Annotated in this window: 17 protein-coding genes, 1 tRNA gene and 2 pseudogenes; 12 read left to right on the top strand and 8 right to left on the bottom strand. The window is 67.6% G+C overall.

Annotated features, from left to right (window positions below):
* Positions 1–28: 28 nt before the first annotated feature.
* The 3 genes from Acy02nite_RS23455 to Acy02nite_RS23445 all read left to right on the top strand — a co-directional run bounded on the left by Acy02nite_RS23455 (position 29) and on the right by Acy02nite_RS23445 (position 2,696).
* Positions 29–1,114, top strand: a complete 1,086-nt coding sequence (locus Acy02nite_RS23455) for a glycoside hydrolase family 16 protein (RefSeq protein ID WP_498063718.1) — start codon at positions 29–31, stop codon at positions 1,112–1,114.
* A 275-nt stretch (positions 1,115–1,389) separates the two neighbouring features.
* Positions 1,390–1,707 (top strand): hypothetical protein, encoded by a 318-nt coding sequence (locus Acy02nite_RS23450; RefSeq protein ID WP_203743929.1) that lies wholly within the window; start codon positions 1,390–1,392, stop codon positions 1,705–1,707.
* A 587-nt stretch (positions 1,708–2,294) separates the two neighbouring features.
* On the top strand, positions 2,295–2,696 hold the full coding sequence (locus Acy02nite_RS23445) for a hypothetical protein (protein ID WP_203743927.1): 402 nt from the start codon (positions 2,295–2,297) through the stop codon (positions 2,694–2,696).
* Between the two features lie 120 nt (positions 2,697–2,816).
* Here the strand turns inward: Acy02nite_RS23445 and Acy02nite_RS23440 are convergent, their stop codons facing one another.
* Positions 2,817–3,824 carry an ATP-binding protein gene (locus Acy02nite_RS23440; protein WP_203743925.1) on the bottom strand — a complete coding sequence of 336 codons (1,008 nt, stop codon included), beginning with the start codon at positions 3,822–3,824 and terminating at the stop codon, positions 2,817–2,819.
* A gap of 631 nt (positions 3,825–4,455) precedes the next feature.
* Between Acy02nite_RS23440 and Acy02nite_RS23435 the strand changes: the two genes are divergently transcribed.
* The 5 genes and pseudogenes from Acy02nite_RS23435 (at position 4,456) to Acy02nite_RS23415 (ending at position 11,285) form a co-directional block, all read left to right on the top strand.
* Positions 4,456–4,821, top strand: a complete 366-nt coding sequence (locus Acy02nite_RS23435) for a hypothetical protein (RefSeq protein WP_203743923.1) — start codon at positions 4,456–4,458, stop codon at positions 4,819–4,821.
* A gap of 228 nt (positions 4,822–5,049) precedes the next feature.
* Entirely contained in the window at positions 5,050–7,722 is a 2,673-nt protein-coding gene (locus tag Acy02nite_RS23430) for an ATP-binding protein (RefSeq protein ID WP_203743921.1), read from the top strand.
* Between the two features lie 550 nt (positions 7,723–8,272).
* Positions 8,273–10,204, top strand: a pseudogene (locus Acy02nite_RS23425) (ABC transporter ATP-binding protein); the annotation flags it as partial.
* Positions 10,205–10,518: 314 nt separating this feature from the next.
* Positions 10,519–10,953, top strand: coding sequence for a P-loop NTPase family protein (locus Acy02nite_RS23420; RefSeq protein WP_203743917.1), 435 nt, complete (start codon positions 10,519–10,521; stop codon positions 10,951–10,953).
* A gap of 140 nt (positions 10,954–11,093) precedes the next feature.
* Positions 11,094–11,285, top strand: a complete 192-nt coding sequence (locus tag Acy02nite_RS23415) for a hypothetical protein (protein WP_203743915.1) — start codon at positions 11,094–11,096, stop codon at positions 11,283–11,285.
* A gap of 60 nt (positions 11,286–11,345) precedes the next feature.
* Here Acy02nite_RS23415 and Acy02nite_RS23410 read toward each other — a convergent pair whose 3' ends face one another.
* The gene (locus tag Acy02nite_RS23410) at positions 11,346–13,787 is read right to left on the bottom strand and encodes an IPT/TIG domain-containing protein (protein ID WP_203743913.1); all 2,442 of its coding nucleotides are present in this window, start codon (positions 13,785–13,787) and stop codon (positions 11,346–11,348) included.
* A gap of 260 nt (positions 13,788–14,047) precedes the next feature.
* On the opposite strand from Acy02nite_RS23410, the gene Acy02nite_RS47235 reads away from it, so the two are divergent.
* The 3 genes from Acy02nite_RS47235 (at position 14,048) to Acy02nite_RS23395 (ending at position 15,614) form a co-directional block, all read left to right on the top strand.
* Positions 14,048–14,173: a carbohydrate-binding module family 20 domain-containing protein gene (locus Acy02nite_RS47235; RefSeq protein WP_425548065.1), complete on the top strand. Its 126-nt coding sequence runs from the start codon at positions 14,048–14,050 to the stop codon at positions 14,171–14,173.
* Between the two features lie 86 nt (positions 14,174–14,259).
* Entirely contained in the window at positions 14,260–14,640 is a 381-nt protein-coding gene (locus Acy02nite_RS23400; RefSeq protein WP_203743911.1) for an effector-associated constant component EACC1, read from the top strand.
* Positions 14,641–14,642: 2 nt separating this feature from the next.
* Positions 14,643–15,614: a caspase family protein gene (locus Acy02nite_RS23395; protein ID WP_203743909.1), complete on the top strand. Its 972-nt coding sequence runs from the start codon at positions 14,643–14,645 to the stop codon at positions 15,612–15,614.
* Here the strand turns inward: Acy02nite_RS23395 and Acy02nite_RS23390 are convergent.
* Complete coding sequence (locus Acy02nite_RS23390; RefSeq protein ID WP_203743907.1) at positions 15,611–17,425, bottom strand: vWA domain-containing protein; 1,815 nt, start codon at positions 17,423–17,425, stop codon at positions 15,611–15,613. The two genes, Acy02nite_RS23395 and Acy02nite_RS23390, sit on opposite strands and share 4 nt — an antisense overlap.
* Before the next feature lie 220 nt (positions 17,426–17,645).
* Between Acy02nite_RS23390 and Acy02nite_RS23385 the strand changes: the two genes are divergently transcribed.
* On the top strand, positions 17,646–17,999 hold the full coding sequence (locus Acy02nite_RS23385) for a hypothetical protein (protein WP_203743905.1): 354 nt from the start codon (positions 17,646–17,648) through the stop codon (positions 17,997–17,999).
* Positions 18,000–18,104: 105 nt separating this feature from the next.
* Here Acy02nite_RS23385 and Acy02nite_RS23380 read toward each other — a convergent pair.
* From Acy02nite_RS23380 to Acy02nite_RS23365, 5 genes and pseudogenes are all read right to left on the bottom strand, one after another.
* Positions 18,105–18,914 (bottom strand): annotated as a pseudogene (locus Acy02nite_RS23380) (IS5 family transposase); the annotation flags it as partial.
* Between the two features lie 995 nt (positions 18,915–19,909).
* Positions 19,910–19,976: transfer RNA gene (locus Acy02nite_RS23375), tRNA-Arg, on the bottom strand.
* 537 nt (positions 19,977–20,513) lie between these two features.
* A complete protein-coding gene (locus Acy02nite_RS47760) occupies positions 20,514–20,648 on the bottom strand; it encodes a zinc finger domain-containing protein (RefSeq protein ID WP_425548068.1) in 135 nt (44 codons plus the stop codon).
* Positions 20,649–20,925: 277 nt separating this feature from the next.
* A complete protein-coding gene (locus tag Acy02nite_RS23370; RefSeq protein ID WP_203743903.1) occupies positions 20,926–22,107 on the bottom strand; it encodes a helix-turn-helix domain-containing protein in 1,182 nt (393 codons plus the stop codon).
* Positions 22,100–22,897: a hypothetical protein gene (locus Acy02nite_RS23365; protein WP_203743901.1), complete on the bottom strand. Its 798-nt coding sequence runs from the start codon at positions 22,895–22,897 to the stop codon at positions 22,100–22,102. Before Acy02nite_RS23365 ends, Acy02nite_RS23370 begins: the two co-directional genes overlap by 8 nt.
* Between the last annotated feature and the right edge of the window lie 170 nt (positions 22,898–23,067).

Genomic DNA, 23,067 nt, shown 5'->3' with positions numbered 1-23,067 from the left:
GTCGGAGTAAGCGAGTTGACATAGGGCCATCGGCGCGCTGTCCAACCCGACCGCCGCTGCGGACCGCCAGATAGTGATCGGCTTCACGTCCACCGCCGGGCAACTGGCTCCGGGTAAGAGCACCCAGGGCATCGGACTGCAGCTCTACCGGCTCGACCACAAGAAACTCGCGCAGGACAACGACCGGTCATTCGATCCGAAAGCCATCCGATACCAGCCGTCGAAGAAGGTCACTGCTTACCTCAGCGGCAGCCTGGCCTGGGGCCAGGAACCCAGTCGGCAGGGTCCCTTGGCGGATCAGGATGGACCAGCCGTGCCCGGGCCACCGCCCGGCATCATGTTCGACGACTTCCACTACACCGGTCGCGACGACCCAGCGCTGGCTGCCAACGGCTGGATGGCCCGCACCGAGAGCGGCGGTCCAGGCATCCACGGCACCTACAACGCCAACGCCACCAGTTTCCCTGCCGACCAGAGCGCCATGGGCGGCCAGGCACTGCAACTACAGGCCAGCACCGACGGCGCCAGCAGCCACACCCGCCAGGCCGAGCTCAGCACCAAGGCACCGGTCTTCTTCACCGGAACTCTTGCCGCGCGCGTCTTCTTCACCGACAAACCGGCCAAAGGCTCCGACGGGGATCACGTGAACCATGCGTTCAACACGATCTCGGCGTCCGGACAGTCCCCGAAGTACAGCGAGCTGGACTACGAATACCAGCCCAACGGCGGTTGGGGAGCAACAGGGCCGAAAATGGACGTGGTGAGCTGGCGCAGCACGAAGCAGGGCGACCGCGACACCCGGGCGGTCAGCCGGCCCCTCGCCGGCTGGCACCTCCTCATGATCACCGCGACCGGCGACGAGGTGACCTACCTCATCGACGGTAAAAAGGTGTTCACCAGCAGAGGCAAGTCTGCCCCGAAGGAACGCATGAAGATCCAGTTCAGCAGCTGGTTCATCGACCTGCCGTTCACCGGACCTCGCACCTGGGACATGCGCGTCAACTGGGTCTACGCCCGAGACGGCAAGATAATGTCCGCCGCGGAAGTAAAAGAGGCGGTGGACGGACTCTACGCCAGCGGCATCAACCACGTCCAAAGCATGCCGAAGGACTAAAAGTTCTAGGGCGCTGCTCGGGCGCTCCAGCAGCTTGGTCAACGGCCCCACCCGGCAGCATGCACCCCCGGTCGACGGGAGATTTGGCAGCACTGCTCGTCTACATACGCTCCTATACGGAGCTCGTCGACGGGCATATCGGGCGCGCCCGGGGGCTGGGCGTTTGCTACCGGGTCGCATCTACTCCTCGCCCAGGGCCGGCTGTTCTCGCCCCGGCCCACGCCCGCGCCGATCGGCAGGCACCCGACAAGCACTGCTACCGCAACGCCGCGTCGGTGGCCCGCGAGCACGGCCTGCTCTACGCCGAAGGGATCGCCACAACCCGCGCCGGCGGCGGCCTCTGGGACCTGCCGCACGCCTGGTGCGTCACCGCCGACGGCGACGCGATCGACCCGACCCGGCAGGCCGGCACCGGCCTGGCCTACCTGGGCATCGCCTTCACCGACACGATGCTGTGGCCCGGCGATGAGCGCGACAGCATCCTCGAGGACCACCTCCACAGCCGGGAACTGCCCGCCGGGGTGCGCTGTCCGGCAACATCGCAGTCACGACTTGGGGGTGCCGTGCCCGCTCGACCGGGCACGGCAGCCTGACCTTGTTAGCACAGCAGCTCTACGGCGAAAGGCGCCGCAGTTCGGCCGACGCGTCCACCAAGCGCAGCACAGCGCAGTCCGGGCACACTGGTCGCACGCTGGCCGACGCCGCCCCGGCTCACGGGCCCGCGGGCCGGGGACACCGGCACGCCAGGCCGGCGGACGCCCGGGTTCCGGACCGCCCTTGTCCCAGGTGCTATTCCCAGGCCGCGGCCAGTGACGGCAAGAGGGGGTTCCCCGCGCAGCGGGGCAGCCACGGAGACCCGCCCCGTCCTCCGCGGCGGTCCGGGGCCGAATGCCGCCTACGCCGCGGGCCAGGCTGTTTACCTTCGCCAGACGTTGACGATCGTGGTCTCCAAGAGTTCGGCGCCGTCGGGGCCTTTGATATGGCTCGGGATCCATGTGTGCCGGCGCAGGGAGTGTTGCGGGCCGTATGCCTGCTGTCAGGGTTCCTGAGCTGCAAATCAGACAAACAACCGACGATCGCCCGACCAGACGCTACATGAGTCAGCAACATTCCATTTAGCGATGCGGATCGATCAACATGCGTCACACCTAGAAACTTGACACCTAGAAACGAGGCAGCGTTGATCCAGGCAACAGGGGTACTACGCCGATGGTGGACCGGAGCCTTTGCTGGCACAACGGTTGTAGTCACCGCCGGTCTTCTCTTCACGACAGCAAGCAGCGCGAGCGCCGCACCCTGCCCGGAGGAAGGGATAGCGCAGACGGTCCTCACCAACTTTACCGGCTTCGATACTGCGGCACAGCACAATACGCCTGACGGGCGTATCTCGCTGGACGATCTGGCTGCGGCTGCGGATCCCCGTAACCACTTCCCGGCTGAGTTGGGGGCCGCTGCCAATTACCTCATCAACCACCAGGATCTCTTCCATCAGATGGAGACCGCTGCGCAGGGAGGGCGGGGAGATGGCATTCTCTCCAGGGATGATCTGAGGGCCTACCTTGGAGGCGACGGCTGCGGCTGACCTCTGCCTCAATTTCTACTCGATTTGCGCCAATGAGTCGGCGCCAATGTACTGACGGCATCGCGTATTGAGATGTCGTGAGTTCGGGTGCGAGCGGTCCCGGCAACGGGTGCGGCGACGTTACGCCTGCGGCTGCATGAGCCGTCGCGGGAAGAGCAGCCGAACCGTTGTCCGGCCGGGCGCCGCGGACACGGTGACCACGTCGGCGAGTTGGCGGGCCAGCCACAGCCCGCGCCCGCCGGTCGTCGCGGCGAGCGGGTGGGGGCGGTAATAGCCGGCGGTGGCCGGGATCGGCTGGTTCCCCGCGTCGTCGCACTGGACGACCAGAGTGTCGCCGTGGTGCCAGGCGCGAACGTGGACCGGGGCTCCGCCGTGACGCAGTCCGTTCGTGGCCACCTCGACCACCGCCACGGTGAGGTCTTCGATCGCTTCCCCGGCAAAGCCTCGATCGGCGGCCCAGGCGCCCAGGAGGGAACGTAAGGCGCTCAGCTCGGCGACGTCGTGCAGTGTCAGGTCGCGGTCGACGTGCGGGGGCGCGGACCGCATCGGCGTGTCGTGCCGTTCGGACAGATATCGCTCCGGGGACAGGTAGTGCGGTGACGGGGCCGGTCCGGTGCCGGTGAGCTCGTAAGCGTGGGTGGCCCGTACCGCGTCGATGATGGCGTCCCCGTGGTCACGGTGGTCCCATATGCAGGTCACCGCAGATCTGCCGATCGCGAAGGTGTGGTTGCCGACCGCTTCGTAGGCCAGATAGGCCGCGGCCCGGTCAGCGTGGAATCGCGCGTCAACAGTGCTGAGCAGGTCCGGTTCGGCGATCACGTGCACCCGTCGGCCGGCTTGGTGCTGTGCGGCGAGATAGCGGCGGAACGCTTCGTACGCAGAGCCCAGCCGCTGGTAGAACGAAGCCGGGTCACCCCAGCTCAGGATATGGCCGGGCACGTCGGCGGCGGCATCGGCCAGCACGGCGCGGGTGCGCGCGCTGACCACCAGCAGCACCTCGTCGTAGATTTCCGCCGAGCGGTGCAGTTCGGGTTCAAGCACGCGAGGCAGGTCGAGATCTGCGTCGATGATCAGCGCGGTGTGGGCAAAGGCGAGCACACGCTGGTCGGCTGCTTGATCCACAGTCATCGCCAGGCCAGCACAGCCACAGTCCGTACGCCAGAGGTCATGATCGAAATCTCTCCCAAATCCTCCCGTAGAAGGTGATCGGCGGCTGTCATCGCCCACCTGGGCGGGATCAGAATTCGCCGGTGGGCACGGCGACCGGGTACCCACGCCACGACGGCCCACACTCACCGGTCGCCCGTGGTCGCCGTTGATCCGCCCTTGTGCCTGTAGCGAGGGCAGGCAGCCGCGCCCAGCAAAAGCGAGGAGGCGCCCTTGCGACAACCCCTCTTGAGAGTGATGAACCACCTGACCGGGAAGAACTGCCGTAGATTATGAATGCGGTGGCCGAGCCACTGTTCCTGCTGCCCCAGACCCCCGGTAGCGCATGTTCCAATTCCGCGCCAAATCCGTCTTGGGGTGCAGCTGTGAGTTCCTCGCCTTCCGCTGTCGTATCGGCTATGGCCATCGCATCGTTGCCGTCCGCCGGTATCCGGCACTTGCAGAACCCCCGCGTATTTGCGGCCCGTCACGGCCGCCGCCCTGCCGGCTTGCTGATCCGTGTCCGCACGCCGGCACGGCCTGCCCGATGACACCCGTGCAGAGGCTTTCCGGTCCGTTACGCCGCTCGCGCGTCACCGGGTCACATGTGGCGGTGTGCCCATCGGCAGACATCGCTGACCAGGTCGCGGCAGTGGTCGAGATCGCGGTCCACGGATCGTGGTCGCACACACTGGGCCTGGACGTGTCCGCCGCGCTGCGGGACGCTTTCGCCGGCCGGCCCGCCGCCATCATCGTCAACCTGCACGGCCTGTCGGACGACGAGGCGACCAGCCTGCCGTTATGGTTGGCGGCCCGGCGAGCCGCGGCCGTCATCAGGCCACCGGTGCGGCTCGCGCTGTGCCTGCCCACGGCAACGGTGCTGCAACAACGGCTGCAATACATCGGCGCACAACGGCTGCCGATGTACGCCACGATGCCCGAAGCCCGTACGGCGGTGGCACATCCACGAATCACCTGACCGCGCAGCTCAGGCCCGGCACCCGGGAGCCGCGACGGATCCCTCTCTCTCCCGGGAGGAGCGGTCCGGGCCCGCCTCTGACCAGCGTGTCCTGCTACGTGTTGTCCGCGCCAGCGTCTGACAGCCAGCGGCCACGACGCGATCCGCTGTGACCGGCGGTTCGGCGCGAACCGCCGGTCGACAGGTGTTCATTGTCAGGGACGTGCCGACGGTGCCGAACAGGGTGACGTGGAAAGGTATTGGGCCGTTGTCCGCAGTTCGGCGCTGACGCTGACCGCACTGGTAGCGGTCACTGGGGTGCTGCTGTCGATCGCGGTCGGTGCGACGTTGGCGTCCGGCCAGCGCGCTACCGCCGCGGAGCAGCTGGAACGGCGTGCCACCCTGATCGCTGAGGCGGTAGCCGGCGAGGCGGGCCGCTACATCGACTCGCTGCGCACCGTCGCGGCTGCGGCCGGCGCGTTCGAGCCGCTGACTGCGGCAACGTTCACCAAGGTCACCCAGCCTTTGGCCGACATGGGCCTGGCCGGGGCGACCTCGATCGCGTTCCTGGTGCCGGTCGCCGACGGCGACCTCACCGCCGTGCAGGCACGCTGGCGGGCCCGCGGCGTACCCGACCTGGCCCTGCAGCCCAAGAGCGCTGCCGGTGAGCACATCTTTTCCATCTTCAGTCAGCCGCTGGACGGGACCACCACGCCGCGGCACAGCATCGACGTGACCCAGTCGGCGTCAGCGACCCGGGCTCTGACGGAGGCACGGCGTAGCGGCCGGGTCACCCTGTCCGACCCGTACCAGCTCATCATCGACCAGCAACTACCACCGGAGCAGCGGCAGCTCTCGTTCGTCTTCACCGCGCCGGTCTACGCCGCCGATGCCGCCCGCACCTTCCAGGGCTGGGTGATGTTGGGCATCCGGGGCTTCGACCTCATCGGCGCCACCCTGACCCGGGTGTCGCAGAACCTGGTCGACGTGACCCTGCGGGCACAGCGCGCCGACGGCACCTACCAGCCCGTGGCCACCCACCAAGCACAAGCCACCGGCGACCGGGACTTGACCTTCGACGCGCAGATCCCCGTCGCGGACCGCATCTGGCAGCTGCACATCGCAGCGGCCGGACGCAGGCTGCCCGGCGCGGCGACCGGCATGCCGACAGTGGCGGCCGGCGCCGGCGCGACCCTCACCCTGTTGCTGGCCGGACTGGTATGGGCGCTGGCCACCGGCCGCACCCGTGCCCGCGCCCAGGTCCAGGCAGCGACCGCCGACCTGGCGGCCGCCGAGGAGGCCGCCCGCGACCAGGCCGACCTGCTCACCGCCATCATGGACTGCATCAGCGACGGCGTCACCGTCATCGACCGCGACGGCCGGTGGCTGCTGCACAACCCCGCCGCCAACGCCATCTTCGGCGCCGGCGGCGCCCAACCCGCCACCTGGCAGGAGCACTACGGCCTCTACCTGCCCGACAGCGCCACCCCGTTCCCCACCGCCGACATACCGCTGCTGAAGGCCCTGCACGGCGAGGAGCCCGAACAGGTGGAGATGCTGGTTCGTAACACCGCCCACCCCGACGGCCTCATCATCAGCGTCTCCGCCCGCCCGCTGCACAGCAACACCGGCCACACCGGCGCCGTCGCCGTCTACCACGACATCACCGCCCGCAAGGCCGCTGACGCGCAACTCACCGCCGCCACCGACGCCCTACGCACCGAACTCGCCGCCCGCACCGCCGCTGAGGCTGAACTACGCGCCGCCCGTGACGCCCTGGAACAGCAGAAGGCCTACTTGACGCAAATCCTGGACGCCCTTGACGTTGCCGTCATCACCTGCGACACCAGCGGCGCGATCGTGCACGCCAACCTTCCCGCCCGACGCACCATGCCCGCCGACGGCAACGCAGCCACCCTCGCCACCGCCTTCGCCGGCCTAAGCCACCTCGACGGCCGCCCCGTCAGCGCCGACGACACCCCGCTGGCGCGGGCACTGCGCGGTGAAGACGTCGACGGCATGGAAGCCGTCGTCGCGCTGCCCGACGGCAGCACCACAGCAGTGCTGCTGCATGCCCGCACGCTCACCGACACCGGCGGCACCATCATCGGCGCGGTCGCCGCCTCCTACAACGTCACCGTCCTACGCGAACGCGAAGCCGATCTACGCGCCTTCGCCGGCGTCGCCGCCCACGACCTGCGCGCACCGCTGGCCGCGCTCGCCGGGCACGCCGAAATCCTCGACGAGGATCTACCAGCCGACACCGACCCGGCGCTACGGCACAGCCTGCACCGCATCCGCGCGGGCGTCGAACGCATGCGCCGGCTCATCGACGACCTACTCGCCTACGCCACCGCCCGCGACGCCCCACTGCAGCCCGAAGCCGTCGATCTGCACGAACTGGTGGCCGACGTGATCGCCGAACGCATTCACCACCTGCGCCACCCCACCACGGACGGACCACCCGTGCTGTTCCCCGACATCTACACCGGCCCCCTGCCCGTGGTCCGAGCCGACAAAGCCATGATCCGGCAGTTGCTCGACAACCTCATCGGCAACGCAATCAAGTACACGATGCCCGGCCAGCCGGCCCGCATCGACATCTCCGCCCACCAACGCCCCGGCGACGACAGTGCCCGCATCGAGATCGCCGACCGCGGCATCGGCATCCCCGACACCGAGAAACCACACGTGTTCGCCTCATTCCGCCGCGCCGGCAACCACGGCGACCGACCCGGCACCGGCCTCGGCCTCGCCATCTGCCAACGCATCATCGACCGGCACCACAGCACCATCAGCGTGACCGACAACCCCGGCGGCGGCACCCGAATCTGCTTCACCCTGCCCACCGCCGACCCGAACACCACCGACCCGCCAGCGGTACGCGCTGCCCCGCCCACCACGACAGCAGCCGACCGATAGAACCACGACAACGCCCCGACACATACCGATCAGAAGGAAGCCCCGGGCAGCCGCACACAGACGAGTGGGTTTCGAGGCCTGCACCCTCGGTGCCTGTCCACACCCTGCTTCTCGGCGCCGTTCGGCGCCCCGGACGTCACCGAGAATCAAGAGTGCCTGATCAGCCCTTTTTGCCGTCGAAGGCCTTGGTCTGGCAGCCCAGGTCGGTGACCCCGTCGGGGGCGGGGCTGTACCGACCGGGCCGCCGACTTCGCAGCGCACGTCCCGGCTCCTAGCCGAGCAGATCAATACCGCAACAGGAACCGTGCAGGCCGGCTGATACGGGCCAAGGTCTTCCAGCACGCATCACCGATGCGTGGCACCGGGTCGCTATCTGGCGCGACCTGATCCGCCTCGACACCCACGTACCACTCAAACCGGAATTACTGACCGGCCAGCCGACCCCAGAACTACCCCGCGCCGCGACGATCCTGGAAGCGCTACAGCTGTGGTGACCCCGGACAGGCCGGCATCCCCTCGACCGGGCAGGCACCAGCCGCGGGCGGACCCAGTGACCGCTAGGAGCCTGGACACTGACAGCCAGACCTCTCCTCAAGGCACCCGGCCTGTCGCATCGCCGGTACTGCCTGAATTCCGGCCAAGCTGGTGGGAGACCGGACTTCGAGCGCGAGCGGACGCCGGCATCCTCGGCGTCTTCAGCGAACTACCTGGCCTGATTTGCAAGGCGCTCCGGGTGGCATGGGATGCCGACAAAGTGCGCACGGCCCTGATCGTGGCAGCGACCACGTGTTCGGGGGTGCTCGCGGCCTTCGGCCTGTTGGCCACGCAGCGGGTGCTGATCGAGCTGTTCGCCGGCGGCCCTACTCCAGACCGCGTGCGGGCCGCCCTACCCGCACTGGCCTGGTTGGCCGCCGTAACCATGATCCGTGGCGGTCTGGGACTGGCGGTCGGGTACGCCCTGAACGGGCTGACGCCGCGCGTGCACCTCGCGGTCGAACGTGAGCTGTTCGAAAACACCACCGGCGTGGAGTTACGAGCGTTCGACGACGACGGTTTCGCCGAAGGGATGGAACGCGCGACCCGCGGCACCGAAGCCGCGATCGAACTGGTGCAGAACACCATGAACCTGTTCGCCGGCGTCGTCAGTCTGTTGGCAGTGATCGTCGCCGTAGTGACAATTCACCCGCTGCTGCTGGCTGCGCTGCTCGTCGCAACCGTCTCGACCGGATACGCGGCGCTACGGGCTGGACACGTGCGCTTCCAGAGCTACCTGGCCAGCTCGACCCGCCGGCGTCGGCAGTGGGTGCTTCAACGGCTGATGGCCGACCGCAAATCGGCGGCCGAACTGCGCTCGTACGGCCTGCGCGGGTTCCTGCTGCGCCTCTACGACCAGGTGATGGGCGCCCAGATCGGCGAGGAACTCCGGGTGGCGCAGCGAGTCACCGCGACCACCAGCATCGGTGCGGCCATCGGCGGGATTGCCCTGGCCGGTGTCTACGTGCTGCTGGGCATGCTGCTGGTCGACGGCGAGATTCCGCTCGCGGCTGCCGCGACGTGTGTGATCGCTGTGCAGGCCGCGCAGCGGGCACTGGCCCAAGTGACCTTCCAGGTCGACCGGGTCTTCTCCTCTGGACAATTCTTCAACGAATACATCCGCTTCCTTGCCAGCTCGGCAGCCTTCCTGCCCGGCAAGCCGAAACCCGACGATGCCGATATACGGCCAGCCCCGGACGGATTGACGGAGCTATCGCTGAGCGGCGTGTGTTTCCACTACCCGGACCGGGACCGCCCCGCAGTCGGCGCGGTGACATTGACGATCCACGCGGGCCAGACGATCGCGTTGGTCGGAGAGAACGGATCGGGCAAGTCAACCCTCGCAGCGATGATCTCCGGACTGAGAGAGCCCACCAGCGGCGAGCTGCGCTGGAACAGTCGCCCATACGCGAGCTGGGACACCGATGGCCTACGACGACACATCGCGGTCGCAGTCCAAGATCATCATCAGTGGCCCTTCAGCGCCGCGACGAACATCGCGATGGGCGACATCGACACTCCCGCCGACTCAGCCCGGATCGAGGCGGCAGCCTGCGAAGCCGCCGCCCACGACATGATTACCGAACTGCCACACGGCTACGACACCCTGCTGGACCGCACATTCAAAGAGGGCCAGGATCTGTCCGGCGGACAGTGGCAGCGCATCGCCGCCGCCCGGGCGTTCCTCCGCAACGCCCCGCTACTGATCATGGACGAGCCCTCCTCGGCACTCGACCCACGCGCCGAAGACGCGCTCTTTCAAGCCCTGCGCAGCCGGCAAGGCACCAAGACCACCATCCTGATCACCCACCGCCTAGCCAACATCACCCACGCCGACCAGATCTTCGTTCTAGAGCACGGTGTGGTGATCGAGGCAGGCACCCACCACGAGCTGATGGCCTTGGCGGGCCTCTACCAGCAACTTTTCTCACTTCAGGCCGCAGGTTACGCCGCGAACGCGGCCGCATCATCCATGTCCAGCTCCTTGATGCCGCCATGCCGCGCCGGCGTGACATGGCTCGACACCTCGGCGAGCGCATCCACTTCGGCAACCCAGCGTCCCGAAAGGCAGCGCCACCGGAAATGGGCAGCCACCCGGCGGTCGGCCGACGCCGGTATCTCGCCGGGCGAGGCCTCGTCGGCCGAGTCGTCTTACCAGGCGAATGGGGCAAATTTCTTATGCACCGCGTTGCGATTCTCGGCGCCGGTGGGGCCGGCAAGACGGTCCTGGCTCACAAGCTGGGGGATCTCCTCGGTGTACCGGTGATCCATCTTGACGAGCTGCGCTATGACGCCAGTTGGAACGTGGTTAGTGAGGAAGAATTCTTCGCGGCCCAGCGCAAGGTGGTGGCCGGCGCGCGGTGGGTGGTCGACGGGAACGGCTCGGCTAGCTTGCCGATTCGGGCTGCCGCTGCGGACACAATCATCGTGCTCGACCCGCATCCGCTGGTATGCCTGGCAGGGATCATCTTAAGGGGATTGCGCTATGGCGGCGGCCAGCACCCAGGTGGTGTGTACGTCCGGGTTAACTGTGAGTTTCTGCACTACGTCGTCTCCTATCGTCGGAAAACCTTGCCGAAAGTCTTGCGGGTGCTCGACGAGCACGCCGGTCACGCCACCGTGCTGCACCTGACCAGCCGACGCAGCGCAAACCGGTTGATCCGCGAGCTCGACGACGCAGAGCGAGGCCACCAGTGAGCGGCCTGGTGCTGATCGGCTTTCGAGGAGGTAACACCTGCAGGCCGAGACCTTCCAGACCGACATCGCCGCCGGTTCGAGCAGGTCGTGACGACGATCCCGCACACCAGCGGTCTCGCCGAAGCCTCAGCGTTGACACCGTGCCCGACCCGCTGCGCACGCTGTGCGGAGAAGCCGCCAACTGGCATGGTGAGGATCGTGAACAGCGTCGCGGTGAGGCCGGCGATGCTGCTCAGTCCGTCGAAGCCAGCCGACGAGGCCTCGTCGGCCATGGCCGGGTTGTCGCTCAGGACAACACCGATTCACCGACAGGCGTGAGCCAGAAACTGTGAGCGGCCCACTTCGACCTGGAATGGCTGTTCGAGGTCGAAGCGGGCCGCGCGGCAGATTGATCAGAAGGCGGCGACCGTGAACGTGGAGCTGCTGGTCACGTCGGTCTGGAAGTAGTCGGGGTCGTTGTTGGCCGCGTCCGGCGCGCCGTTGCTGACCACGACCAGGTTGTACGCGCCCTCCGGCACCGGCGCCGCCGCGTAGAGCGAGCCGGTCACCGGGCGGTTGACCGGCACGGTCACGCTCGGCGCGGTGGCGGTCGCGGCCAGGGACAGGGTGGCGCTCGTCCCCGGGGTGACAGCGCTGATCACGGCGCCAGCCGGGACGCCGGCGGTGTTCGGCAGGACGATGGCGCCGGCGTCGGTGGAGGCCAGCGCCGTACCGGAAATCGAGGTTGACGTGTCGGTGATCGACAGGCCGGTGATCTGACCGGTGGTGCTGAGGTTCGCCGGCGCCGACAGTGTGGCGCTGGCGCCGCCCGGGGTGACCGACGTGATCGTCGTGCCGGCCGGGACGCCCGGCGTGCCGAAGAACTGCCGGCCCACGTCGGCCCGGGTGAACGCGCCGCTGACCAGGCTGACCGTCGGGCTGCCGGCGGTGGTGGTGAGCGCGCCGGTCAGCGTGCGCACCGGCGTGCTGTTGCCGATCGTGGCGGTGAACGCCGACCCGGAGGTGGCAACGGCCGGCGCTGAGATGATCGCCTTGGCCGGGCTGAGCACCGACGTGACGATGCTGTTCGCGGGGATGTTGCCGTTGCCGCTTTGCACGATCGGCTGGCCGACGTCGTTGGCGTTGAACTTCCCGGTCGACGAGACGACGACCCGGCTGCCGGCGACCGTCGAGACATCCGTGGTCAGCGTGTTGGTGTAGGTCATCGGGTTGAAGAAGTCGGTGCCCTGCGCGTTGAGTCGCCGGTTGAGTTGCAGCGTGCAGATCAGCTCGTCGTCGCTGAGCGGCAGCACGTTCAGGCATTCGGCGACCGGGCCGTTCGCGCGCGCTCCGGCGCCCGCGTCAGCGCCGTTGTAGACACCGTCGACAAGGAAGATCCGGCCGGTGTTTCCGCTAGTTCCGAAGCTGATGCCGAGGAAACCGGTGCCCTGCACGGAGACGTCGACAGCGGCGGTGTTGCTCGGTGCGGTGTTCGGTCCCACCTTGATCGGGTTCAGATAGGAGTACGCCCCGGGCAGCGCTTTCGTCCCGGCCGACGTGCTCACGACCAGGGCGACGTTCGCCTCCACCGAGTGGGCCGGCGCCTGCGCGGTGAACGCCTTGTCGCTCAGCGACTGGATGCCGGTCAGCGGCACCCCGCCGAGCGTCGCGGTGATACGCCCCGGGTCGGTCGGGAAGTCGGTGCCGACCACGGTGATCGTGTTGCCACCGGCGGCCGGGCCCGCGGCCGGGAACACCGCGGTCGGCATCGCGACGATCCCGGCCGTGTAGGTGCCCGAGCCGAGCAACTGTCCGGCGGTGTTAGCGGCGTAGACACAGACCTGATAGCTGGTCGGCTGGCTGTTGTTCAGTGGTAACGGCGGTATGGTCACCGCGGCACGGTTGTTCGACAGGCGGCGTACGCCCGCGCCGTTGATCTGGATCGGCGCGGTTCCGTTGATCGGCGCTGCCGACCAGGTGCCCGGACAACCACCGCTGCCGACGAGCAGCACCGCCGGCGTCGTCACCCCGGACAGGAAAGCGCTGTTCGCCGACACCGTGATGCCGTTGCTGTTCAGATAGGAGCCGCTCGCCGGCGTGACATTCAGCAGCGTCACGTTGTAGGAGGCGATCGACAGTAGCTGGCCTGAGGCGCTCGACCCGTCGAAGAGGCAGATGCTGTACGCCGTGGCGTTCGGTCCCGTGGTGACCACGCCCGGCGGGACCGTGAACGTGAAGCTGCTGGCGGTCTGCTTGGTGACGCCGGTGGCGACCAGGTTCGTGGCGTTGGTGCTGCCCAGAGTGCTGTTGCAGGTGCCGGTGGTGAAGACGGCGGCCGGCGCGGTGACCCCGGTGAACACTGGCTGGGCGGCGGTGACGGTGACCTGGTTCCCGCCGCCGGAGACGCCGTTCGACGGGCCGGCCTGTGTCGGCGCGCCCACGTAGATCGGGGCGCCGGCTTGCAGGTTGCTGGTCCCGGCGACGTTGCCGTCGTAGGCGCAGGCGAAGTAGGGCCGCACGGCGCCGTTCGGCCCGGCGGTCGGCCCCCCGCTGGCGGGGACCGTGAACTGGACCATGTTCGGGCTGGGCCGGCTGGCGCTGGTGGCGTTCCACGGGCCGGCCGTGGTCGCGGTCGCGGCACCGAGCTTGGCCGGGCACGACGTCAGCGAGAACTGCACCGTGGGCGACGAGACGAACGTGACCTGCGGATCCATGATGGTCGCGGACGCGCCGGGCGACACGACCAGCGGGCCGAGGGTGGGCGCGGCGAGCGCGGCCGAGGGCGCGGCGAGCATGGCGGCGCTAATCGCGCCGACGGTCAGCCCGGCGCCGAGTGTGCGCTGATTGCGGGGCATGTGGGTCCTCCTGCGGACCGGCGGCACGCATGGTTCGCCGGACGCATGGCGATAGGGGTAGGGAGGCCCAAGCGGATCGCTGGGCCGTCGCACGGAGCGTAGCCCCACATTCCGCTTTTAATGTCAGATGAGCGATTAGTCGGACATTAGATCGGAAAGCCTTCTCAGTGGTCAGCGCATCGGTGCTTGATCGAACTTTGGATATCGTGGCCTGCTCTTTCTTTGGCCGGAGATGTCTCCATCAAACCCGGTGCGGAACAGTGTTCGAATACAAGTACATTCGCAAGAACACCGACGGCAGCGAGACGTGGGAGTCCGGCAGTAACCGGACCGCCACCGTCCCGGCCAGTGGCCAGGTCACCCTGACCGACACCTGGCGCAGCTGAGGCTCCACCGCTGACGGCCCGGTCACCCCTCCTGAGGGTGACCGGGCCGTTCGGCTTCTGGAGTCCTGTTTGTACGCTCGGGAACCGTGGCAGACGACCTGGTGACCTCGTTCCGGCTCGAACTCTCCGCTGACGACATCGCGGATCTCGAGGATTTGCGTTCGCTACGGGAGTGGCTGCGGGACGACCCGCGCGTCGGCCCGCACACCCTGCCGGGGGCCTCTGACGCCACGGCGGACCCCGAACGGATGGGCATCGTCGGGGACTCCCTCCAATTCGTGGCCGACACCGGGCTGGACGTCGCGGCCCTCGTTGTGGCGATCGTGGCCTGGCGCGACAGCCGGCCCGTCCAGCGGCAGCCCAAGGTCACCATCCTCCGGGGCGAGCGGAAACTGGAGATCACCGGCGATCCCGAGACGATCGAGCGGATCGTCCGGCTGCTCGACGACGAGGACGGGGGCGCCTGACCGTGTCACTTCCGGACATCGCCGGATCCCGGGTGGTGCTGGCGGGGACGGCGACCTACCGCCACGGTGACTATCCGCCCCTGCCCGCGGTCAGGAACAACCTCGCCGATCTGAAGACCGCCCTCACCGACCACCGGCTCTGGGGCATCCCGGTCGCCAACGTCCGGGTGGTCAGCGATCCGCAGCAGACGTCGGAGATCACCGAACAGCTCCGGCAGGCGGCCCGGGAGGCCACCGACACGCTGATCTTCTACTACGCCGGTCACGGATTCCTCAGTGAGAAGATCCCGGCGCTCTATCTGACCGGCCGTGACTCCCGTAAACACAGCGGGTCGAGTGCCCTGGAGTACCGGTACATCCGCGAGGAGGTGCTGGAGAGCCGGGCCCGTCGCAAGATCGTCATCCTGGACTGCTGCTATTCGGGCAACGCACACGTGGTGATGAGCGGCGACGCCGCCCTTCAGGACATCAAGGGCGCGTACGTGCTGACCTCCTCGCGCCGCAACGAGGCCAGCACCGCACCGGCCGAGGCCCGGCACACCGCCTTCACCGGTGCGCTGCTGGAGGTGCTGACCAGCGGCGTCGAGTATCTGAAGGACCGGGAGTTCCTGACCGTCGACGAGATCTTCCGGGAGGTCCGCGCCGAGCTGGCCAGAAGCGGATTCGGCGAACCGGACCGGCGTGACCACGGGACCGTCGGCGACCTGACACTGGTCTACAACCGTGCCCACCAGGAGGCGCCAAGGGTGCCCCTGACACCACCGCCCGCCCCGCGGCCCCCGGACCGGCAGGCCCCGTCACGGCGGCTGGCCCCGCGCCTGTGGCATCCCGGGCCAGCTGTGGTGTCCGTGCTGCTCGGCGCGGCCGGCGGCGGCGTCGTGGCGGTCGCGGCGGGTGGAGTGGCCGGAGCGGTCGCCGGTCTGACCGGCGCCGTCCTCTGCTATGTGACTACCGCCCTCGCCGGCGACCGCTAGAAGTTGCTGATCACCTCGCGGAGAACGGTCTGGATCGCCTCCCGGTCCTTCGCGGGGTAGCTGCCACCGCCACTGACCGAGGCGATCACGTCCAGTTGCTCCAGCATCTGCTCGTTGGCGCCGTAACCGATCGTGAAGACCCGCACCGGGTTCCCGACACCGGTCGCGTCGATGGCCTTCCGCAGCTGCGCCTCGGTGTAGAAGCGGTCACCCTTGTAGGCGTTCGCGCCGTCGGTCAGCACGATGACCGCCTTGATGTACGACCCTTCGGTGTTCTTCTCTAGCCAGTCGTGGGCGGCCCTGGTGGTGACGTACAGCGCCGTCGCCCCATTCGCCGTCATGTTCTGGAACTCCAGGGAGAGCTGCTCCGACTGCGCGGCGATCGGCCCCGGTGCCAGCACCTCGGTGTACGGGTCGGCCGAACTGTTGCTGTCCCCGGAGAAGGTCCAGAGTCCGACCTCGTCGCGTTTGCCGAAGTCGGCGACGGCTGCGGTCAGCGCGTCCTTCACCCGTTTCAGCCGGCTGTCCTCGCCCGGTTTGGCGTCCACGTCGGCGTCCAGGCGGTACTTCATCGACGAGGAGACGTCGACGACCAGCAGGACCCGGGCCGGCTTGCGGATCTTCTCCCACGAGGTGAGTACCCCGTCGAGGACCGGCCCGGACGGCACCGCAACGAACCTGGTGAGCGGTGACTGTGCCACGGTGAGTTGCGAGGCGACCGCGGCATCGAGGTCACCGGCCAGCCCACGGAAACCGGCCTGCGTGAACGACTGCTGCTGGGCAGAGTCCCGCAGCCAGGAGAAGAACTGCCCGGCCAGGGCGGCCTGTTCCGCGTCGGCACCGGCCATCACCCCGTACGGCGAGTCCGACATAATCGTGCCCTCGGCCGGGATCACCGGAACCAGCGGGACTGCCGGCTTTGCCTTGTTGTCGCACCAGTCCCGGTCGCCGGTGTTGTACTCGTATACCGACTTCTCCTCGACGGGCACCGCGCTGACGTAGGTGAGCGCCTTGGTGCCGCTCTCCGCGTCCGCCGCCGCCAGTTTGCACAGGTAGTCGAGAGTGGTCTCGCCGTAGTGGATGGTCGCGTGCTCCAAGGTCTCCAGCTTCCCCTGAAGTGCGGTGTCCGCGATGTCCGCCGGGCTGACCGAGCCTGGATTGGTGGTGGAGAGCGCCGCATACTCGCCGAGCAGCGAGGTGAGCCCGGCGGTGGAAAGATGCGGGTTGGTCTTACCCAGGGTGAACGGGCCGAATTTGCCGCCGCTGACCGCCTGCCAGGCCGCCGGGTCACTCGCCATCGTCAGGATCTTCGCCCAGGTGACCGGGTCACCCGGCTTGTTCAGGGTGTCGGCGATCGGCTTCGGCAGAGCGATCACCAACGGCGTCTGGGTGACCGCACCGAGGTTGCCGGTGATCAGCTCCTGCTCCGGGCGGCCGGTGCGCTGGGCGAGCAGCCGGAACCACGCCGACGAGGCCGGGGTCCACACCTCCGGGACGTCGTCGCCGGAGCCGGAACCCGAAGTGAGGCTGCCAGCGAGCGCGGCCATCGCGTCGCCGGACGCCTCCGCTTTAATCGTCACCGTGTAGCAGCTTTTCTGCGCCGTGAACCTCGCCGCCATCTGCTCCAGCAGCTTGGACTTCTCGGTAGACGACATCACGGTGATCTTGGTACCGCAGGCCGCGGTCGGCGGGGGATCCGCGGGATCGGTCTTCTCGTAGCCCTGCCACAGCAGGGCGACGGTGAGAATCCCAGCCAGGCCGGCACCGAGGCCGACTGCGTAGGCGCGCTTGCCCAGCGGGACCACCTCCACTTAGCGACGGCACTCCGGCCGCGACCGATCCATTGTGGGTGATGAGCGCACCACCGTCAGCCCGGTCATCCGCTGGCGTGACGCTGCGCGTGCCGAAAGCCTCATCCGATCTGGTCACAGCCATCACGCCTGCCGACATAGGTAAGCGGAGACCCTGACTGGTTCGGCGACCGAGCCTCAGCGATGGCCGATGCACAGTGTTCCGCCAGGATGATCGGTTGTGTTGCTACGACTGGCCTACCTCGGGGTGACCAACACCCTCGCGCTACTGCGGCTGTTACCGATGGGCAACCGCGACAAGGACGCCGAAATCCTCGCCCTGCGCCACCAGATCATGGTCCTCGAACGGCAGCTCGGCGGCGACAGGGTCCGGTTCCACCCGACCGACCGGGCCTGGCTGGCAGCGCTGCTGCACCAGCTACCGCGAGCCGTGCTGAACCAGTTCCGGTTGCTGGTGCGCCCGGAGACCGTGCTGCGCTGGCACCGCGATCTGCACGCCCGCCGCCACACGGCTATGTCCCAGCCCCGTCATCGACGCCGACCGCCCACTGTCGCTCGGTCTGCAACGGGGTGAGTGAGAGACTGTCGGGTAACCGGCTGGTCACACTGTGATTAGTCGCTCGGCGTCGATGCGTCGGGCGGCTTCGCGGTCGATGGCGTTGCTCCAGCGGACCGCCTGGCCGGCGAGGCGGATCGTCATGAGCCGGATCATCGCGACCTTGATCATGGCTTCGGAGTTAGCGGTCAGCCGTTCATAGTCCCGGGCCAGCCTGCGGTTGCGGACCAGCCAGCCGAAGGTCCTCTCCACCGCCCAGCGCCGCGGAAGGACCTTGAAGCCTTTGACGTCGTCGGTGCGTTTCACGATCTGCAGCACGATGCCGAGTTTGTCGTTCGCCCAGCTCAGCAAGGTGGAGTCGATGCTGTTGGCATATCCACCATCGGCCCAGACCAGGGCGATGGCGCGGAATGTCTGCGCCAAATGCTGCAGGATCCGGCGTCCGCCGGGGCGGTCGTTGACCGATGCGGAAGTGACGATCACGACCAGGATCAGGCCCATCGTGTCGACCACGAGGTGTCGTTTGCGGCCGGATGTCCTTTTCCCCATGTCGAATCCACGGGCCTCGCCACCCTCACTCGACTTGATCGACTGGGCGTCCAGAATCGCGGCGGTCGGCTCGGGCTCACGTCCCGCCGCGACGCGAACCCGCCGCCGCAACGCGTCATGGATCCGGTCCCAGGTCCCATCCCGACGCCACGCGGTGAACCAGCGATGCGCCGCGTCCGCCGGCGCCAGGTCGTGCGGCATCAACCGCCACGCCCCGCCCGACCGCAGCACGTAGAAGATCGAATCAAGGACCAGCCGATCCGAGTACACCCGCGGACGACCGCCTTTACGCAGGTCACGCACCGGCATCAACGGTTCGAGGACCGCCCACATCGCCTCGGTCAAACTCGACGGATAGCATGAACGGGCGTCATCCCCGTCAATCGGTAGTTGCACACACAACCCGATCCTGGCGGGGATGACCTATTTGTCGAGGATTTCGCATCGACGAGTCGCGCCGTAACCCAGCGAACTCAACCGGTTACCCGACAGTCTCTGAAACTGATCCGGTGAATCTTGCGGCGGTATCCGTCTGGCCTGACCGATGGGCAGTGTGACCTGGTCGAGCAGATGCTCCCGCTGATCAAGTCGCCGGGAAGGATCCCGAAGCCTCCCGCACGGCGATCGTCGAGGCGAGCTTGTACGTGGTCCGCAGCGGCTGCTCGCGGCGTTAGCTGCTGATCGGCTTCCCGCCCTGGCAGACCGTGTACTAGCAGTTCCAGCAGTGCGAGAACGCCAGGTCACCAAGCGGATCCTTGAGGAACTACGCGAGCAGTTGCGGCTGGCCGAGAAGCGCAGCCGGCGGCCGGCGTCATGGGCCTTCGGTTAGCACCGGCGCGGCAGGACTTCGGCCCGATCACCACAGCCCGAGCACGAGTCGGCGGCAACCACCTGGCGCTGGTTCCGGCGCAGACTTTCCCGGGCAGCTCGTGAACCGGATGTCCGGCACAGCCGGACGGGTTGTCTGCTGTCTTCCGCGGCCATCACCACACTGCGGTAACGCCGGCTTCCCGGCATCTGAATCCATGGCGGCCGCCGTCACCGCCGGACACGCTCGACCGCAGCGGCGGCACTGCCCCAGCACCCGCAGACGGCTCACCCGGCGCCAGGCACCGCATGCGCGGCCCGCCGGCAACCTGACCGGGACAACAAACACCACCGGGTGTCACCCACAGTAATCGGTACGGGGTTTAGGTCCGGCCGTGCTTCGCGGAGCAAAGTCCTGCTCAACCCCGGATTCCACTACGGACGGAACACGTTTGCGACACGCGATCACCATCCGATCACCATGCTCCCACCAAGTGGGATTTCATGGATTGAATATGGGACGCAAAAAGGCCGTGACCCTTGTTTCCGCAGGTCACGGCCTTGATCTTTTGTGCGCCCGAAGGGACTCGAACCCCTAACCTTCTGATCCGCAGTCAGATGACTAGTGGTCGCGAGCACACTCTGCAACGTGCGCACTCAAAGCCGTTATCAAAGGCATATTACCAGCTCAGTGGGACTTTGCGTTTCCGCAGGTCGGGGCCGATCCCATGATTGACTCGTCTCCTGCACCGATCGCCGCAGCTCGAGCATGCTGGTTTTGCCGCGCCCGTGCTGAAACGGTCGTCGACATCCGATCACCCACGGATCACCACGTGCCGCCATAACACTGCGTAGTGGCCGCCCAGGAGCGCTGGTCAGGGCCCAAATCCATTGCCCTATTGACGGGACTGCCGCTGGTTGACGCTCGCCACGGCGACATCCGATCACCGGCGGATCACCACCCGCAGTACCAACCGCCTGGATGCCGACGTATTTCATGGACGAAGCCTTCTCGAACAGGCGGCCGAGCTGTTGGTCATCCAACAATCCAGCCTCGGCGGAGTCGCCCGGCTCCTCGTGCGGCACCTCGGCTCCTACATCTGTGGCCCGATTTAGTACACCGGTCGGCTCGGCTGAACGAGTCCCGCGAACTCACTGCGGCGGCGGGCGAATGGTTCACCAATATTGACTGGAGAGGTCTTGCCAGCGCGTGGCATGGATGTTGGTGCTCGGTCGTCCCGAGGTAGTGCGGCATGGGCGCTCGGCCGGGGCGTGGCAGCGTGGGCAGGGTTGGTTTGCCCACGTCCAGATCGGCAGAGCCGCGGTGGGGTCGGCCTGCTGGCGGTCGCCGACATCCGATCACCCACGGATCACCCGGCACCGTCATCACCCTCCGTAGAACACGACCGGGCGGGGCTGGTTAGGCCAGACCATGAGGCCAATTCCGCCGCGCGGATAGCGTCGACGCCGCAGTCGAGGCGACATTCGATCACCGACGGATCACCACGGCAGGCAGCACCCCGGGCGACAACCCTGCCTCTACGCCCGAGTCTGTCACTGACAGCCACCCGGATAGCAAGCATCTGATCTAGCCCCGCACCAGCTTTAGAACCGGCCGTTGATCGGCTACGCCGAGCAACATCCTCACCCAGGGCAGCGGCCACGCGAGCTCTTCGGCGAGCGCCTGCATCGTCAGACCGTTGTCGGAGGCTAGGTCAAAGGCTCTGCTGAGCATGGCCGGTTGTTCGCCTGGGTAGGCGGATGCGGGGTCGGCGCGGAAGCCGGGTTGATCTGCCAAAAGATGTAGTCGTTGATGAGCGCGGCTGGAGGCGGAGTCCGAGAGAAGGCCGAGCTCTCGGCATCGGTAGAGCAGGGACTTTACCGACACTCCCCACTCGCGTTGCAGTTCGACGAGTTTGCCGAGGTCGGCGCGGCCGGGAAGGGCTGGCAGGATGCTGTTGCGGGGTGTGAGGAACTCGGCAGCGAAGGTGTCGGCTTCGCGTTCCTGTTGGACGTCTCCGGGGGCGGTGTCGCCGTGGAGTACGAGGTGACCGAGTTCGTGTGCTGCGCTGAAGCGGTGGCGGTAGACGTTGTCCGCGCGGTTGGGCGTCAGGACGGCGATGGGACGCGGGAGGCGTGAGGTGGAGAAGGCGTCGACGGTGGTGGCGTCTTCGTCGGCTGGCGGCGTGACGGCGACGATGCCGTGGGCCTCCATCCGCCGAACGAGGTGACTGATCGGCCCGGTGCCGAGGTCCCAGTGAACGCGCAGCGCTTGGGCGGCGGCGGCCGGGTCGCGTGGTAGCTCGGTGCCGGAGTGCACCTCGCCACCAGCGAAGCCGGGCAGGTCGATCCAGGGAAGTTGGACGCGTTTCTCCAGCGCGTAGGTCAGTTCCCACGCCAGTTCGGTGAACGAGATCGCCTTCGCCCGCTGATATGCCCGGGTCGCCCGCAAACTGCGGAAGTGTGCCATGGAGGCATCCAGGCGGGCGTGAGGGCGGCCGCCGAGGAAGAACTGTGGGGGGACGCCGAGGACTTCGGCGAGCGGACCGATCAGCTCGGGTCGGGGTTTGGTGAGGCCCAGCTCGTATTGCCCGATCGCGGCCGGGGTGACGCCGATTCTGTCGGCGAGTGCTCTCTTGGTCATGGCCGCGAGTTGTCGGGCCTGGGTGAGCCGGCCGGGATCGAATCCGTCGGCGATGGCGCCGGGTGTTGCCGTCCCACCAGCGGCAGCACCCGGTGTGATGAGTCGGAGTTGTTCGTGCTTACGCATCGCCGTTGTTCGCGGTGGGCTTTCCCGTCTCCGGCTCCTGCTCAGCCTTCGGTGCCGTCATGGGCCGCGGGTGCATGGGGAAGTCGAGCGCCGGCATGTCGCCCTCGTCGAAGGCCCGTCCGGAGCCGCCGACCTTCGTCAAACCAGAGACGGTTCCGGTCGGGGTTTCAGCGGTGGCGCCCTTAGCCGCCGGCAGCTCTTCCGGCTGGTCGGCGAGCCAGGCGATGGTGCCGTCGGACTGCATGAGGCCCTCGCCCCACCAGGACTTCAGCAGGCCAGCATCGGCGTGAGCAACATAGGGCACGTAGATGATCTTAGTGGCGGGGCTCAGGTGGATAAGCTCGTTGACCACCGAGACCGGATCGAATTCGAAGTCCTCGTCCAGAAGGCTGAGCAGGTCGTCCGGCGGCTGCGCCGCGGACAGCGCCAGGGACAGGTTCAGGCCGATCTTCGTAGCCAGGCGGGCCTGCTTCACCGGCACGTTCAGATTGTCGGCAAGCTTGAACGGCAACAGCAGTCGCTCACGGACGACCATCAGGTTGTACGAGGCGTTCGGCGGCCGGAACTTGTAAGCCCCCTCCAGGCCCAGGAGCTGCTCCTCCAGGGCTTTGTAGGTGCCGGGCCACATTCCGCCGTACGGCTGCTTGGACGGCAGACCCGACATCTCCTGGATCAACACGGCTCGCTGTTGCGCATGATGAAGACCTTCCACCAGGCCGCGCCGCACCGCCGCGGCGTCATCTCCGAAGTGCGACCGCGCCCACACCGACACCGGCGATTCCTCGCTCAACTAGCCCTCCCCAAAGACTGAACTTGCGTTCCGATGAGGACTCTAGCGTACGTACTTTATTTTTCCGCGAATTTTCCCGCTATTGCTTTCGCGTGTCGCGTCATGGCTGCCCCGCCCGACCGCCGATCCCGCCCACCGCGAGTCGGCAGGTTCCGGCCCGACCCGCAGTG

The organism is Actinoplanes cyaneus (genome assembly GCF_016862095.1).
Classification (GTDB): Bacteria; Actinomycetota; Actinomycetes; order Mycobacteriales; family Micromonosporaceae; genus Actinoplanes; species Actinoplanes cyaneus.
The sequence above is the reverse complement of the archived record's forward strand: the minus strand, read 5'-3'. Positions and strand labels throughout refer to the sequence as shown.